The organism is Polaribacter sp. BM10 (assembly GCF_002005425.1).
GTDB classification, from domain to species: domain Bacteria; phylum Bacteroidota; class Bacteroidia; order Flavobacteriales; family Flavobacteriaceae; genus Polaribacter; species Polaribacter marinaquae.
The window spans coordinates 2,361,182-2,376,227 of sequence record NZ_CP019704.1; the positions used below are offsets into that span (position 1 = coordinate 2,361,182).

Annotated in this window: 15 protein-coding genes; 2 read left to right on the plus strand and 13 right to left on the minus strand. The window is 27.5% G+C overall.

The features are described from left to right. Positions 1–41: 41 nt before the first annotated feature. From rnc to BXQ17_RS10360, 3 genes are read right to left on the minus strand one after another with little or no spacing between them, the layout of a single operon-like run. On the minus strand, positions 42–782 hold the full coding sequence (gene rnc / locus BXQ17_RS10350) for a ribonuclease III (protein WP_077810577.1): 741 nt from the start codon (positions 780–782) through the stop codon (positions 42–44). Positions 783–785: 3 nt separating this feature from the next. Next, positions 786–2,039: a beta-ketoacyl-ACP synthase II gene (gene fabF / locus BXQ17_RS10355; RefSeq protein ID WP_077810578.1), complete on the minus strand. Its 1,254-nt coding sequence runs from the start codon at positions 2,037–2,039 to the stop codon at positions 786–788. A 7-nt stretch (positions 2,040–2,046) separates the two neighbouring features. Beyond that, positions 2,047–2,283: an acyl carrier protein gene (locus tag BXQ17_RS10360; RefSeq protein ID WP_004569249.1), complete on the minus strand. Its 237-nt coding sequence runs from the start codon at positions 2,281–2,283 to the stop codon at positions 2,047–2,049. A gap of 170 nt (positions 2,284–2,453) precedes the next feature. On the opposite strand from BXQ17_RS10360, the gene BXQ17_RS10365 reads away from it, so the two are divergent. Both BXQ17_RS10365 and BXQ17_RS10370 read left to right on the plus strand, forming a co-directional pair. Beyond that, positions 2,454–3,026: a phosphoribosylglycinamide formyltransferase gene (locus BXQ17_RS10365; protein ID WP_077810579.1), complete on the plus strand. Its 573-nt coding sequence runs from the start codon at positions 2,454–2,456 to the stop codon at positions 3,024–3,026. Next, positions 3,019–3,654, plus strand: coding sequence for a viroplasmin family protein (locus tag BXQ17_RS10370; protein ID WP_077810580.1), 636 nt, complete (start codon positions 3,019–3,021; stop codon positions 3,652–3,654). The genes BXQ17_RS10365 and BXQ17_RS10370 overlap by 8 nt, the downstream gene beginning before the upstream one ends. Before the next feature lie 83 nt (positions 3,655–3,737). Here BXQ17_RS10370 and BXQ17_RS10375 read toward each other — a convergent pair whose 3' ends face one another. From BXQ17_RS10375 to BXQ17_RS10425, 10 genes are all read right to left on the minus strand, one after another. Beyond that, entirely contained in the window at positions 3,738–4,844 is a 1,107-nt protein-coding gene (locus BXQ17_RS10375; RefSeq protein WP_077810581.1) for a TlpA disulfide reductase family protein, read from the minus strand. 67 nt (positions 4,845–4,911) lie between these two features. Further along, positions 4,912–7,584, minus strand: a complete 2,673-nt coding sequence (locus BXQ17_RS10380; RefSeq protein ID WP_077810582.1) for a carboxypeptidase-like regulatory domain-containing protein — start codon at positions 7,582–7,584, stop codon at positions 4,912–4,914. Between the two features lie 120 nt (positions 7,585–7,704). Next, positions 7,705–8,424, minus strand: coding sequence for a GLPGLI family protein (locus tag BXQ17_RS10385; protein ID WP_077810583.1), 720 nt, complete (start codon positions 8,422–8,424; stop codon positions 7,705–7,707). A gap of 42 nt (positions 8,425–8,466) precedes the next feature. Further along, positions 8,467–9,207: a GLPGLI family protein gene (locus BXQ17_RS10390; RefSeq protein WP_077810584.1), complete on the minus strand. Its 741-nt coding sequence runs from the start codon at positions 9,205–9,207 to the stop codon at positions 8,467–8,469. A 50-nt stretch (positions 9,208–9,257) separates the two neighbouring features. Beyond that, complete coding sequence (locus BXQ17_RS10395) at positions 9,258–9,452, minus strand: succinate dehydrogenase (protein WP_254712370.1); 195 nt, start codon at positions 9,450–9,452, stop codon at positions 9,258–9,260. 550 nt (positions 9,453–10,002) lie between these two features. Next, a complete protein-coding gene (locus tag BXQ17_RS10400; RefSeq protein ID WP_077810585.1) occupies positions 10,003–10,725 on the minus strand; it encodes a GLPGLI family protein in 723 nt (240 codons plus the stop codon). A 129-nt stretch (positions 10,726–10,854) separates the two neighbouring features. Then, positions 10,855–11,010, minus strand: coding sequence for a hypothetical protein (locus BXQ17_RS14560; RefSeq protein ID WP_187661396.1), 156 nt, complete (start codon positions 11,008–11,010; stop codon positions 10,855–10,857). Positions 11,011–11,497: 487 nt separating this feature from the next. Beyond that, positions 11,498–13,045: a redoxin family protein gene (locus BXQ17_RS10415; protein ID WP_077810588.1), complete on the minus strand. Its 1,548-nt coding sequence runs from the start codon at positions 13,043–13,045 to the stop codon at positions 11,498–11,500. Between the two features lie 262 nt (positions 13,046–13,307). After that, positions 13,308–13,538 carry a hypothetical protein gene (locus BXQ17_RS10420; protein WP_077810589.1) on the minus strand — a complete coding sequence of 77 codons (231 nt, stop codon included), beginning with the start codon at positions 13,536–13,538 and terminating at the stop codon, positions 13,308–13,310. A 61-nt stretch (positions 13,539–13,599) separates the two neighbouring features. Continuing rightward, the gene (locus tag BXQ17_RS10425; RefSeq protein WP_077810590.1) at positions 13,600–15,039 is read right to left on the minus strand and encodes a TlpA disulfide reductase family protein; all 1,440 of its coding nucleotides are present in this window, start codon (positions 15,037–15,039) and stop codon (positions 13,600–13,602) included. Positions 15,040–15,046 lie beyond the last annotated feature (7 nt).

Genomic DNA, 15,046 nt, shown 5'->3' on the forward strand with positions numbered 1-15,046 from the left:
TTACGAGTATTCTAAGTTATTTTAACGAAAACGTTATCGCTTTAATCTAGAGAAATTTGCTTTTGAAAAGCAAAATAGACTCTTTTAGATGCTTGCTCTTCTGCTTTTTTCTTTGATGTAGCCCTACCTTTGGCAACTTGCTCGCCATCTATACTTACTTTAACACTAAAATGTTTTACGGGGTCGTTACCAGAATCTTCGTAAGTATCGAAGCTGTAAATTTTCTTTTGCTTTTGGCACCACTCTATTATCAAACCTTTGTAACTAGTAATTTTACCTTCTAGTTTTTCGATATCTACGTAAGGTACAATTACGTTATGGTATATAAATTTCTGACAAAAATTATATCCTTTGTCTAAATAAATAGCACCAATTAATGCTTCAAAAATATTACCATGAATATTATCGCCAACATTAGATTGATCGATATTACTTTTTACAAATCTTATTAAATTTAAGTCTTTACCCAACTCATTTAAATGCTCTCTACTAACAATTTTAGAGCGCATTTGTGTTAAATATCCTTCTGTACCTGTAGGAACTTTTTTATATAAATAAGCAGCAATTACAGATCCTAAGATAGAATCTCCTAAAAACTCTAATCTTTCATAGTTTATAGGATTCCCTTTTCTGTCTAACATTTGAACAGATCTATGGGTAAATGCTTTTTTGTATTGATTTATTTTTCTTGGAGAAAAATTTAGTAGTTTTCTTAATTCGTTATGAAATTCTGCATCTTCTTTAGAATGCGGTTGAACTATTTTACGAATAAAACTATTCATAAACTACTCATCTAATTTCTTAAACGCTACACAAGCATTGTGACCACCAAAACCAAAAGTATTACTCATTGCAACTTTAATTTCTCTTTCTTGAGGTTTATTTAGAGTTAAATTAAGTTCTTGGTTTATATTTTCATCTGCATTAGAATGATTAATTGTTGGCGGCACCAAACTATGTTTCATTGCTAAAATAGAAGCAATCGATTCTATAGCACCTGCTGCACCTAATAAGTGCCCAGTCATAGATTTTGTAGAATTGATATTGATATTCTTAGCGTGGTCTCCAAAAACTTCTGATATTGCTTTTAACTCTGCAACATCACCAAGTGGTGTAGATGTACCGTGAGTATTGATATGATCTACGTCTTCTGGTTTGATACCAGAATTTTCTAAACAATTTTTCATTACTGCAATTACACCCAAACCTTCTGGATGTGGCGCTGTCATATGATAAGCATCTGAAGACATACCGCCTCCAATTACTTCTGCATATATTTTTGCTCCTCTTGCTTTTGCATGCTCATATTCTTCTAAAATAATTGCTCCTGCTCCTTCTCCTAAAACAAAACCATCTCTTTCTGCGTCAAAAGGTCTCGATGCAGATTCTGGAGATTCATTTCTAGTTGATAAAGCGTGCATTGCGTTAAAACCACCAACACCTGCATATGTTACAGCAGCTTCAGAACCACCCGTAACAATAACGTCGCAGTGGCCTAATCTAATGTAATTTAAAGCATCTATCATTGCGTTTGCAGAAGATGCACAGGCAGAAACTGTAGTATAATTTGGCCCCATAAATCCGTTTTTAATAGAAATATGTCCTGGCGCAATGTCTGCAATCATTTTTGGTATAAAGAAAGGGTTAAATCTTGGTGTACCGTCTCCAGCACCAAAATTTATAGCTTCATTTTGAAAAGTTTCTAAACCTCCAATACCAGCTCCCCAAATTACACCAACTCGTAATTTGTTAATGTTTTCTAGATCTAAATCTGCATCTGCAATTGCTTCATCCGAAGCTACCATTGCATATTGCGTAAATCGATCCATTCTACGGGCTTCTTTTCTGTCAATAAAATCATTAACCTTAAAGCCCTTAAGTTCACATGCGAAACGAGTTTTGAACTTGGCAGCATCAAAGTAAGTGATAGGTGCTGCTCCGCTAACTCCGTTAACTAAGGCGTTCCAATATTCTTCAATATTATTACCAATTGGCGTTAATGCGCCAAGTCCAGTGACTACAACTCGTTTTAATTGCATATAATTCTTACTTTTTTGCTTCTTCTATATAACTAACCGCTTGACCTACAGTACCAATGTTTTCTGCTTGATCATCTGGAATTTGGATATCAAATTCTTTTTCGAATTCCATAATTAACTCAACAGTATCTAAAGAATCTGCTCCTAAATCATTTGTGAAGCTAGCTTCTGTTGTTACTTCGTTATCGTCAACGCCTAATTTGTCTACGATAATCGCTTTTACTCTTGATGCAATGTCTGACATAATTTTTTAATTTTAAATTTTAAATCGGGGCAAAAATACAAATCTTATTAATTATAACTAATTTTTGTCCCAAAAATGATTATTAAAAGTAAATAAAATAATTTAATCTTTACTCAAAACAATCAGTTTGTTAATAATTATTCTTTTTTTTGTAGCTTAGATATATAGATATGAAGCGTATTGTTATTTTTGCTTCTGGTTCGGGTTCGAACGCAGAAAACATTATTAAGTTTTTTAATCATACTAAAACCGCTAAGGTTACTAAAGTGTTGTGTAACAATGAGCATGCCAAAGTTTTTGAACGATGTAAAAACTTAAATATTAATTGTTTACACTTTAATAGAAACGATTTTTCTAAAACAGATACGGTCTTAAATATTTTAAAAAACGAAGCAGATTATATAATTCTAGCTGGTTTTTTATGGAGAATTCCACAAAAAATAGTCGATGCTTTTCCTAATAAAATCATCAATATTCACCCAGCATTATTACCAAAATATGGCGGAAAAGGAATGTACGGAATGCATGTTCATAAAGCCGTAAAAGATAATAACGAAACCGAAACAGGTATTACAATTCACTATGTTAATGAAAATTACGACGAAGGTGCCATCATTTTTCAATCAAAAACAGCTTTAAACGAGCAAGATACACCAGAAACGATTGCAGAAAAGATTCATTTATTAGAACAACGCTACTTTCCGAAGGTTATAGAAGAAGTTATTTTAGCTACAAATGAGTAAAAAAAAGTTTTATGTGGTTTGGAATGGACGTAAAAAAGGAATTTATACGTCTTGGAATGTTTGTAAAAAACAAATTGACGGCTTTGAAGGGGCACAATACAAATCTTTTGCAAGCTTAGATGATGCTGAAGTTGCGTTTTCTAAAAATTTTACTGATTATATTGGTAAAAACACGAAAAAACCGACACTTTCTACTGCTGATAAAACAAAATACGGTAAACCAAATTTAGAAAGTATTTCTGTGGATGCTGCCTGTGCAGGAAACCCCGGAAAAATGGAATACAGAGGTGTTTTAACGCACAATAAACAAGAAATTTTTAGAAAAGGACCTTACGCTAAAGGAACCAATAATATTGGCGAATTTTTAGCTTTGGTGCATGGTATTGCACTTTTAAAGAGCAAAAACAAAGAAGATATTCCTATTTATTCTGATTCTAAAATTGCCATGAGTTGGATTAAACAAAAAAGATGTAAAACCAACATGCATTTTGATGCTTCTAACAAAGACATCTTAGAGTTGATTAAAAGAGCAGAAAAATGGTTGAAAGAAAATACTTTTAAAAACCCAATTTTAAAATGGGAAACCAAAGCTTGGGGAGAAATTCCTGCAGATTTTGGCAGGAAGTAACTAATAACTTCGGTAGTAGTTTTTATTCTATTTTTTTAGAATTAACTACTACCAAAACTATTTCTATTTAGTACAAAACGTATTTATTCTTTAATATTAAATACCTTATCTAACTCTTCTTCTAAATTATCTTCATACTCTACTCTTTTTAATATTTTTCCTTCTTCACTAATAATAAAAGAAGTGGGTATTTGTTCAAGGCTATAGTTTAAAGCAACAGGGTTACTACCCATACGTAAAAGATTTGAAAAATCTGGCCAACTTAATTGTAACTTCTTACTCGCATTCTCCCACCTACTTCTTTCCACATCAAAAGAAAAACTAACTATTTGAAAGTTTTCATTTTTATACTTTTCTATTATGGTAGGAAACTCTTCTTTTATTTGTTTTACACAAGGGACACACCAACCTGCCCAAAAATCTAAAAGAATTACTTTGCCTTTATAATCTGATAATTTAATTGTTTCTCCTTTTAAGTTTTCAGCAACAATATCAACAAAATCATCACCTTCCTCCAGGGGTTTTGTACTTAAAAAAGTATCTAATTTCTTACCGTAACTAGAATTTTTCATTTTATCTGATAACAAATTAAAATATTCTTGTGAACTCTCTTTAGGAAATACTTTTCTAAAATTTAAAATTTCATATATCGAAAAATAATTATTCGGATTTTCTAAAAAAAATTGTAGTGAAACTTTTTTAATGGTATCGAAATTTTTATCTGCATATGTATCAAACTCCTCTTTAGTAATTATTTTTTTACTGATTTTTTGATATTCTCGACCTCTATTATCATGAATTGGATCGGTTAATTCTTTGTAGCGTAGTGCAACTTCATTTGTTTTGCTACCAATACTAAGTTTATTAAAATTAATATCTTTTTCAGATAATGGTTCTATTGAAGCATTTATTTCTATTTCCTTGTTTTCTAACCAAAAATCAGGATAAATTTCATGCTCTTTTGTTATAAAACTAATTGGCACGGGATCATTTAACTTACCTGCAAACTCAAATCGATTATTTAATACAATAGTAGAATCAATCATGTTCAATGTATCACCATTAAATAAATAAACCATAGTGCTATCTTTTAAACCATTAATATTGGCCTTAATTGTAAAACCTTCTTTAGGTTTAGAACATGATAAAATACAGATTGTTAAAAATGTTAGTAGTAGTTTCTTTTTCATAGTTTTAAAGTTTAGTTAATTTTCATAGCTTATTAATAATTAATTGTTTGCATCAAATATTATACCATTACAAATTATACCCAATACTAAACATTATAATTCTTGGTAAAATAAAGGTTTTAGAATCTGAAACTACATAATCTGAAAAGCGATTCCTTTGTTTAAATTGTGCATTAAATAAATTTTGTGCAGATATTTTATAAGACCAAGCAGAGTCTTCTTTTTTATAAGAAAGTGTTGCATTGGCAATTTCGTAGGTATTTTTCTGACCCAAATCTTTATTTTCATAAATGCTTTTTCTGTAATCAAAATTGAAAATAAAGCCCTCTAAAAAGTCGTAATCTACGGTTACAAAAGGTTCTGTGGTGATAAATTTAGAAGTGTTGTTACTAGAAATAAAACGCCCAATATCTCTACTTATACCAAATTCTAGGGTAGGTAAATTATCGAACATCGTTTCGAAACCAACCTCGTAATTATAGCTATTATTTTTATTGGTTTGTAGGTTGTTGTCTATTTCTTGTAAGTAACTGCTGTTGTTAAAACCAACATGAAACTTATATTTTATGTCTTTAATGCTTTTTTCTAAATGAATGTTTCCTCTAAGATCTTCGGATGGATTTTGAAACAATTTTGCCGTTAAAAACTGGTTGATTCTCTGAGTAGGATCTGCATTATTAACATCAAAAGCAACTGTATTTCTAACACCTTGTATTTGTTTGTTGTAATTTACAATAGCATGCATCATTAAACCTCTGTACAAACTAAACCTACTATAATAAATACGTGCTGCATGATACAAATTGTTTTCTAAATTTTCATTTCCTTTAAAAACAGAATTATACGATTGTAAATAGAAGCGATTGGCAAACCTACTCGCATCAGAAAAAGAAGTTTTTAAATTGTAATTAATAGTAATTTTTTTCGATTTATTAAACTCAATTTTTGCTAAAAAATCTGGTAAAACCACCCATTTGTTTTTTGTGGTTTGTGTTTGCTGATTTACCTGCCAATTATAATTATGTAAAAAAGCACCTTGTTTTAACGTAAAAATGCCTGTTCTAAACTTGTAATGCATTCCTACAAACAAATCATTTAATTTAAAATTAAGATTGTTACCAAACCCACCATTAAAAAAATTATTGATTGTTCCGTTATCTAGTTTTTGACTATCATCCGTAGAAAAATCTTCATTTAAAAACTTATTACCACCAGTAGTATAAATATGATTGCTGTTATTGATTTCCCAAAAATGCTTAAAAACAAAATCTATATTTTGCTCTTGAGTATTTTTATCTTGCAAAATTCTTAATAAATCTTGTTTATTATCCGTAGGAATTAAACCTTGTAAAATTGGGTTTTCGGTTTCCCAAAAAGCATTTTGATTGTTTTTATCTAAAACATAACTAAACACAGAAGAAAACGTATGTGCATCATTTTGTCTTTTGTGCCATTCTATATTCTGATTAATGTACGTAGCTTTTAAACTTTTATCTGTTGTAATTAAATTTGAAGTAGCGTTTACTATAGAATTTAAACGATTATCAATAGTATTATTAGTTCTTTTTACCTGCGTTCTTACGTACAATTTTTCTTTAGAATTAGGTGTATACTCTAAGTTTAAATTCCCTATCCCTAATAAATTATCTGCAATTGTTTTGTTAGTTCTTGCTTCTGTAAAAGTCGTATACTGATTAAAATCTTCTTTAAAATTGGTAGTTTCTGTACCAGAAAAAATGGCAAAACCAGAAACATCTAATTTAGAAGTTGCCGTTTTTGTAATGTTAAGTGCACCAAACTTTTGTTTACTTTTTAATACATCATTGCTTTGCATAAATTGCGAAAAATCTCCACCTCTCCAATTAAAATTACCGCTAAAAATGGCATTTACACCACCAGAAAAACTCATATAATCTCTAAACGTAAATGTTTTTTCGCCAACATTATTTAAGTTTCCTATAAAATTTACGTTGGTTTTGGGTGCATAATAAAATAAATTAGCACTGGTTTTATAAAAATCTTCATTGCCTTTACCAACTTCTACATCACCAAAAAGAAACCGTTTTTTATCTTCTTTTAGTTTGATGTTCATTGCCATTTCATCAGAATCTGTTAATCCTTTTAAAAAAGCTACTTCATTATAGTTATCTATTACCTCTACATTACCCACAGCATTTGCAGGAATATTTTCTACGGCCAATTTAGAATTACCACCAAAAAACTTTTTGCCATCTACCAACATTTTGGTTACCTTTTTGCCTTGTACAGTAACACTACCGTTTTTATCAACTTCTACACCAGGTAATTTTTTTAAAACATTTTTAAGTTTGCGTTCAGAACCGTCTGTAAATTTATCTGTTTTATACGTTGTGGTATCACCTCTAACAGTTACTGGCATTTCAATAACAATTTCATCTAAACTTTCTGAAGATTGTTGTAATACAAAATCTTTTTTAGTGTTTTTAAAAGCAATAAACTGATATTCTATAGGCTTGTAACCTAAATAAGAAATACTAATGTTAATAGTATCTCCTTTTTCTAAAAGCAACTTATAATAACCGTCATTATCTGTTATTGCAAATTTTAGATTTTTAGAAACATCTTTGGGCTTTGCTATAACATTTGCATACGGCATTGGGTTTTGTAAACTGTCTTTTACAGCTCCAGAAAGTGTTATTTTTTGGGCGAAAAATGAAATAGATACACCAAAAAACAATACTAATAGACTTTTCTTTTTCATAAAAAATTTTATTGTTTTTTTAAATCTTTCTAGAACGCTTCTCCTCTTTTTCTAGATTCTTCAGCTTTCATTTGTTTCCTGTTATAGGTTTTAAAATTATTTTTGTTGCTTTAATTTTTTTTACTTGTTACCAAAAACACTTTTTCTAGCTTTTTTTATTTCTTTAGCATATTCTTCTTTACTAACTCTTTTACCTTCTTTTGGCTCAACTACTTTAATTTTTTCTTTTGGATTTAAAACAACTTTTGTTGCTCGAAAAATAATTCTACCCACTTCTAACTCTAAAATTAAACCAGGCAAACCATATTCTCCTTTAGGTCCAAAACCAATTGGTATCGATGGTGTATACCATGCAATAACTTTACCATTACTTCTAGTTGCTTTATAACTTAAAAAACCTTTTATTTCTTTTGTTTCTTGTGTTAGTTCCCATTCAAGATAAGAATTGTCAAAAATGAAGCATTCTCCTAAACTTTCGCAATCTTTTATTAGGTATATTTTATTAATATCGTTATAATAATATTCTTTTGAACCACCACTTACTGTTTTCAAAATCTTTTGAGCTAAAGCTTTTTCTTCTAAATTTAGTTTTGTATCTACCTTAAAAACAGCTTCATTATTAACAAAAGTTAGGCTAGATTTTATGATGCTTGTATTCTGATAAATCTTATCTAAAGATTGTTTTACCCTTACGTTTTTTAAATTATTTCTACTTTTAGTCAAGTATTTCACTAATTCTTTACTATTAATAGTTGACTCATAAATAATTTTACCACTTATGTTTTGAGAAGTAATTGATACTGAAAAACAAAACAATAAAATGGTGAAAATAGGTTTCATAATGATTGATTAACATTTATTCATAAAAAATTATAAACTAATTTATAGACCTTTACTTTTTTTAAAATTTTGCATTGTTGATGATGCCATTTCCTGATATTCCTTTTCAGTTACCTTAATTCCCTTAATTGGTTTTTCTATTTTAATTACTTCTTTAAAATTTAATGTAATTTTTTTTGCATAATAAATTTTCTTATAAACCTCCAGCTCCAAAATTAAACCAGGTAGACCATCATAACCTAAAGGACCAAAAGAGACTGGTATTTTTGGAGTAAACCAAGCGGTTATTAATTGCTTTCGTCCTTTGCTATTAACAATAATTTCTGTTGTTGCTTTAAAACAATTGTATTCTCCTATTTTTTTAGTATCTTTTTGTATTTTCCAATTTAACTTAGGTTTTGTAATTAAAAATAATTCCCCAAAAGCATTTAGTTGTAAAATACGTTTATCTTTATTATAATAAACTCCTTTATCATAAACACTTATAATATTAATTAAAGATTCATTACTTTCTGATTCTAATATTGGTTTTAAATAAAAATAACTTTCAGTATTCTTAAAGTTTAATTCAAAATTTAATTTCTTTTCTTCAGTAGAGATAATTTCTCTCATTTTTTGAAATCTTCTGTGTTTTTCTGGATTTTCTTTTAATCGAATCGAATCTGTTTTTGATAAAATTTGTGTTTTGGGTTTTTTCCCATAAATTACAGTTCCTTTAAAGTCTTGGGAAGTTACAGAGGTTATAAAAAGAAATAAAAAAGCACTTGTTAAATATATTTTCATTTTATTATATTTTAAAATTAAAAGAAGCGACGAATCACCTCTTAAACTAATTATAGACACCACATTGTATAATATTTATTCATCATTTCCCATTCTTTAGTCTCATCACCACCACCTTCTTCTGTTCCGAATTCCCAAGCATCCTGAAAACAGTCGTCTGGCTTAGATACTGTAGAATTATTAGCATTCATAAAACTTACACTAGTTGCTAATACAAATATTAGACTTAATATTATTTTTTTCATTTTAAAAAATTTAAAACCCAATTTTATGGGTTTGTTAATTATCTTTTTTTAAAGATTTAAATGAATAAACAAGTTTAAATTCTTAAAAAAACTTGTAGAAAAAGGGTTACTTTTGCAAAACTACTTCTGTTTGTTAGTGTTTATTTACATAAGCATTTGTTTTAAGTGATACATTTATTTAGTAATTTTTATATTTCTTAAATCTGCAAGCAGAGGTTTTCTTTTTAATTCTATTTTCTTCAATAAAATAGATAGCATACAAAACGCTTATATCATCATTTTTGTAATGAAATAACCTTTTTATTTTATGAATTTAAACGATAAAAGTTTATTTAGGGTTTCTAAATTGCCTAAAAAGGCTATTTAAAACTATATTGTAGAGAAACTTTTCTTTTTCACAGCATTTTTCTCTCATCCAAAGATGAAATTTATTTTTTAATAATCCTAAAAAACTACCCACCCGATTTGGACTAGCTGAATTCAGGGATACCCAAAACATACTGTTTTCAGCTAGTCTAATTTGGAAAGTTAAATAAATTCGTCTAAAACCTTAGTTTTTATAAAAACCTGAATATGCCGCCTTTACTTTTTTATTATAAGCTTCTTTAGTTATTTTAATTCCGTCAATAATTTCAAATACTATTTTATTTTTAAGGTTTAATGTAATCTCTTTAGCTTTAAAAATTACAGCAGCTTCTTCTAGTTCTAAAATTAGACCTGGTAAACCAAAATATTGTTTTGGACCAAAACTTGCAGGTACATTTGGTGTATACCAAGCAATTGATTTTTTCTTTTTGTTATTAGAGGAAATGTTAATTGCTTTATAACACAAGTAACCTCCTATAATTTTAGTTTCTTGGGTAAGTTTCCAATCTAGTTTTGGTTGCTGAATTAAATAACATTTTTCTAAAACTTTACACTCTTGCATATGATTAGATTTTACAATTATGTTTGTAACAAACTTCTTATCTCTTCCTGCTCTTGAATAAACAAAGTCAGTTCCGTTCTTTTCTTCATTTACTTTGATTCTTTTAGAAACAGATGATATGGCTTGTGTAGCTTCAAATTTAAGTACAACTTCAGATTTTTTAGATTCTGAAATTATCTTACGCATTGTTTTTAACTCTTTCTTTTGCTTTTGTTCTTCTGCAACAATATCTTCTAATGTGAAATTTAAGGTTACTTCATATTTTACAATACCAGAATTATTTTGAGAATAAACATTAAGGCTTAATAAAAGTATAATTATTGTTTTGAGAGTTTTGTAATTCATTCTTTTAATTTAAAACCTTTCCAAAGTTTTTGGAAAGGTTATTGAATAATTTTTATTAAACACAATTATTGTAATAACAATATCCATACTCTAAAATATAATCATCCATATGATCATTAGGGTCTTCACCTAGTGTGAAGCCTCTAAAATTTTTGCTCTGGCACTTCTAACACAATCACCTGCACAACTAAACTCTTCCGCGACCTCAATAGCTTCTTTTGTTATTGGTAAAACTTCATCATTAGATACTGTTGCATTCATAAAACTTACTCCTGTTGCTAGCACAAATACTAGACTTAATATTACTTTTTTCATAATATAAAATTTATAACCTATTTTTTATTTAGGTTTATTTAATTATTAATTTTTAGAATTTCAAATGAATAAACAAGTTAAAAATTCTTCAAAAACTTGTAGAAAAAGCAGTACTTTTGTAGGACTTCCTCTTTATTAAAATTAATTAGCATAACACACCCCGTCTCTACAAAGACCGGGTATAAAACCTGGGTTATTTACTAAATGACCTGAATTAAAATCGTAATCTGGGTTAGGAACTAATCAAGGAAAATCTCCTTCTGGACCTGAACATTCTTCTTGCTCATAATACCATGAAATCACAGCACCACCCCCAAAAACATTTTTTTGTTCTGCTCTACTTAAAGTTTTTCCTAAATTTAAAATTGTTTTTTCATAATTAATAAATTTTAATATATATATGCTGTGAACATTTAAAGACACTCAAAGATTGTGTCTATTCTTCGCGAGAAAATTCTTATAACTCTTTACTAAAATATTTATCTAATACTTTTGTGAAATTTTGATTAGAAGGTTTAGGGGCATTGTTATCAATAATTTTATTATGATTATCCAAAATTATATATCTGGGTATAGTTAAACCATAACTTGATTTAATATTTAGGTATTTAATAAATTTAGATTTTTTTAAATTTAAAATTTTATATTGGTTACTATCAAATAAATATTCGTGTAAATTAATACTTTTATCTATCCATTTATTAGAATCTCTGTCAACTGATAAATTTATAAATTCAACATTATACTTTTTAGTAATATTTTCTCTTATCTCTTTAGAAACGATAATCTCTCTTATACATGGCTGGCACCAACTTGCCCAAAAATCTATAATCTTTATTTTATTTTTTCGTAAGATATAATTTAAGTCTACAGTATCCTTTGATAGATTTAATACGAGTTCTCTTAAATCTTTTGGAACTACTTTATTTATAGAACTTAACTCTTGCTCAATATCTGTTATAGCCTTAAGTGTAGATGAATCTTTTATACTTTCCTTGTACACTTTAATAGTTTTTTTCATAAACTCTGAAGTATTTCTATCCTTTCCAAAACCTTGATTAAAATAATCTACAATTAATTTTCCTGTTGCATAATCTACAATTGATTGATTAAAATTCTTCTTTAGAAAGGTTAATTCCTCTTCAAAAGATTTAACTGAATAGGGTGTTTCGTTACTTTTTACAAAATATTGGCGTATTAATGGTACAATACTCATTTTAAAGTAAAGGTTATTTACATATTCAGGTTGATTTATATCTTCAATAGAAATATTATTTAGATAACTATTAATATCAAAAAATTCACCTTCTTGTCTATCTCCTCTTTCATAAATACTGATAAGGTCTTCACTAGTATTAATATTCCAACTACCCTGTTTCTCTGACCTAGGCCTAATAACATTCACTAAATACTCAAATTGTAAATCATTCTGTATAATCTTTTTAAATTTTGCTGAAACTTTTGGATTTTTTTTGATGTAATAATTAAAAAAGGTTAATCTATTTTGATATAAAGAGTCACATTGTCTTTTATATTTTTTAAAATTTGGATTATATTTATCTAAATAAAGCTTTGTCCAATCGTCATACTTAGGATCCATTTCTAAATAAAAATTATAATGTTCCTTATTTTTTCCGAAAAACTCTAGTTTTCCTTTTTTTAATTTATAGTTTACACTATCTCCAGGAGTAACAATTATTCTTGTGTTATAAAAAGTATTCTCCCCAAATGAATTAAATTCCAAAAGTTTAGGATTGCGTATGTTTTTTAGCACTCTTGATATTGTATCATCGCGTATCTCTTTGTCTATGTATTTAAAACTTGCTTCACGAAAAAAAGAGTCATCATAAAAGGTAATCCTTTTATCGAATCCTTTTTCATCACTAGTGCCAGTAATTTTTATATTTTTATTTTGTGGTTTTAAAATAGCTGAATTAACTTTTTCTTTTAGTTCTTTCTTACACCCAAGTAAACATATAACAAGCAAGTAGTATAATTGTTTCATTATTTTATTAGTTTTACTTTCAATTTAAAGATTATCAAAAATTATTCCTTTTGAATACAAAGACAAAACTTTCATTTTTTTCCCCATTTTAAAGGTAATAATATGTGAATTTTTTTTACTTTTTTAATCAAAATCTTGTATTTTAACTTTTTACAAAACTTATGCGAAAAAAATAATTTATTTATTGAAGACTTAGGATTAACTTGTAGTTGATGATTTTAAACAACTAACATATTTTAAATATTAAAATATGTTAGTTGTACTACTCATTAAAAAGGTTGACCCCATTCGATACAAACTCCTTTATAACCTCCTCTTCTACTGCAAACCTATGCACACCAAGAGCAATCTGATTGGATGTCTTTAGGACCATTTTCACAGTAGCAAGTTGCTGATGATGCCCCCCATCTTCTATAAGAACATTTCCACCAAAAACTTGTTTTTGTTCAGCTCTACTTAACGCTTTACCGATGTTTAAAATTTGTTTTTTCATAATTAATAAAATTAAAAAATTATATTTGCTGTAAACATTTAAAGACACTCACAGTTTGTGTCTATTCTTCGCGAGAGAATATTTTTTGTTTTTTATCTTCTGATAATTCAGTGAAAATATTTTTCAATCTTTTTTCACTTGGTTTTGGGGCACTGTCAGATATTAAAATACCATTCTTATCAAATAATATGTATCTCGGTATTGTTTTCAATTTTAATTCATTATAAAAACTTGCTTGTGGGTAATTGAGCGCTAGGTAATTATTTTTAGGTAATAAATTTTCATCTTTATTTGCCTTGAGCCATTTGTTTTTATTTGTATCAATTGAAATATAAATAAATTCAATATTTTTATTTTCAAATTCTTTTTGGATTAATTTAGAACTTGGTATTTCTACTCTGCATGGAGCACACCAACTAGCCCAAAAATCAATATAAACTAATTTTCCTTTATTTTTTTTAAGAACCTCACTTAAAGATATTATTTTGCCATTAATATCCATAAAATGTACACTTTTTATATCTTTTCTTAAATTAATATAATCAAGCAGATAATCAGATTTTATTTCATTAATCAAAATAGAATCATTCGTTATTTTTTGAAATTTAATTAAATATTTTTCTAAATCTTGAGATGAAAAATTTTTAGCAATCTCTTTTAAATTATGATAAAGAATATATTTATATGTCAAACTATTTATAGATTTTTTTGTTGCTAATGAGTCGTAAATTGCTCTGTTATCAATTCTCAATCCATTGCTCGTTTTTACTGTTTTATTGCTATATTTTTCATTGTAATATCGTTCAATACTATCTCTATAGGTATTTAATACTAAAAGCGTATCGTTAATTATTAGGTCATTATCATTATTAATTATTTTTTTTTCAAATACAAGTTTATTTTTTAAATAATAGTAATATTTACTATCAAGTCTATTTTTATTATTGTTTAAAAAATTTATTTTTTTATCTAAATTATTATTTAATGAAAGCTTATATTTATTTTCTTCATTTTCATTTCTAAAATGGTCATTTCTTAAAAAAAACTCCATTGAACTTTGAAGTACTTTATTTTTTAAATTGTATTGTGTTTCAATATTTTGTGCATTTTCACTGTTTATTGTTACAAAAGGAGCATCATCTTTATATTTGAATATGATAGTATCGCCTGTTTTTAAATAATATAATGAGTTGTAATAAAAATGATATTTATGATTGATTATAATATTCTTTTTTGTTTTTAATATTATCGTATCTATTTTTAAAAAATTTTTCGAGAAAATTTTTTTCTCCTGAAAATCACCTTCTTTAATATAGGTCAAAGATGGATTAACATTATAAGATGCCATAATGCCATTAACTTTAAGTGTATCTTTTTCAAAGGTTCTTCCTTCAAAAATAATTACAACGTCTTCATTTTTATTTTTTTTGTTAAGTTTTTTTTTACAAGACAGGATTAATAAAGTAGACAGAAATAATAGTATAATAAAAAAATGTTTCATTTGTAAT

Bases quoted from the DNA above. Each gene is read 5' to 3' on its own strand.
- rnc (WP_077810577.1), bottom strand. From the start codon at position 782: ATGAATAGTTTTATTCGTAAAATAGTTCAACCGCATTCTAAAGAAGAT.
- fabF (WP_077810578.1), bottom strand. From the start codon at position 2,039: ATGCAATTAAAACGAGTTGTAGTCACTGGACTTGGCGCATTAACGCCA.
- BXQ17_RS10360 (WP_004569249.1), bottom strand. From the start codon at position 2,283: ATGTCAGACATTGCATCAAGAGTAAAAGCGATTATCGTAGACAAATTA.
- BXQ17_RS10365 (WP_077810579.1), top strand. From the start codon at position 2,454: ATGAAGCGTATTGTTATTTTTGCTTCTGGTTCGGGTTCGAACGCAGAA.
- BXQ17_RS10370 (WP_077810580.1), top strand. From the start codon at position 3,019: ATGAGTAAAAAAAAGTTTTATGTGGTTTGGAATGGACGTAAAAAAGGA.
- BXQ17_RS10375 (WP_077810581.1), bottom strand. From the start codon at position 4,844: ATGAAAAAGAAACTACTACTAACATTTTTAACAATCTGTATTTTATCA.
- BXQ17_RS10380 (WP_077810582.1), bottom strand. From the start codon at position 7,584: ATGAAAAAGAAAAGTCTATTAGTATTGTTTTTTGGTGTATCTATTTCA.
- BXQ17_RS10385 (WP_077810583.1), bottom strand. From the start codon at position 8,424: ATGAAACCTATTTTCACCATTTTATTGTTTTGTTTTTCAGTATCAATT.
- BXQ17_RS10390 (WP_077810584.1), bottom strand. From the start codon at position 9,207: ATGAAAATATATTTAACAAGTGCTTTTTTATTTCTTTTTATAACCTCT.
- BXQ17_RS10395 (WP_254712370.1), bottom strand. From the start codon at position 9,452: ATGAAAAAAATAATATTAAGTCTAATATTTGTATTAGCAACTAGTGTA.
- BXQ17_RS10400 (WP_077810585.1), bottom strand. From the start codon at position 10,725: ATGAATTACAAAACTCTCAAAACAATAATTATACTTTTATTAAGCCTT.
- BXQ17_RS10415 (WP_077810588.1), bottom strand. From the start codon at position 13,045: ATGAAACAATTATACTACTTGCTTGTTATATGTTTACTTGGGTGTAAG.
- BXQ17_RS10420 (WP_077810589.1), bottom strand. From the start codon at position 13,538: ATGAAAAAACAAATTTTAAACATCGGTAAAGCGTTAAGTAGAGCTGAA.
- BXQ17_RS10425 (WP_077810590.1), bottom strand. From the start codon at position 15,039: ATGAAACATTTTTTTATTATACTATTATTTCTGTCTACTTTATTAATC.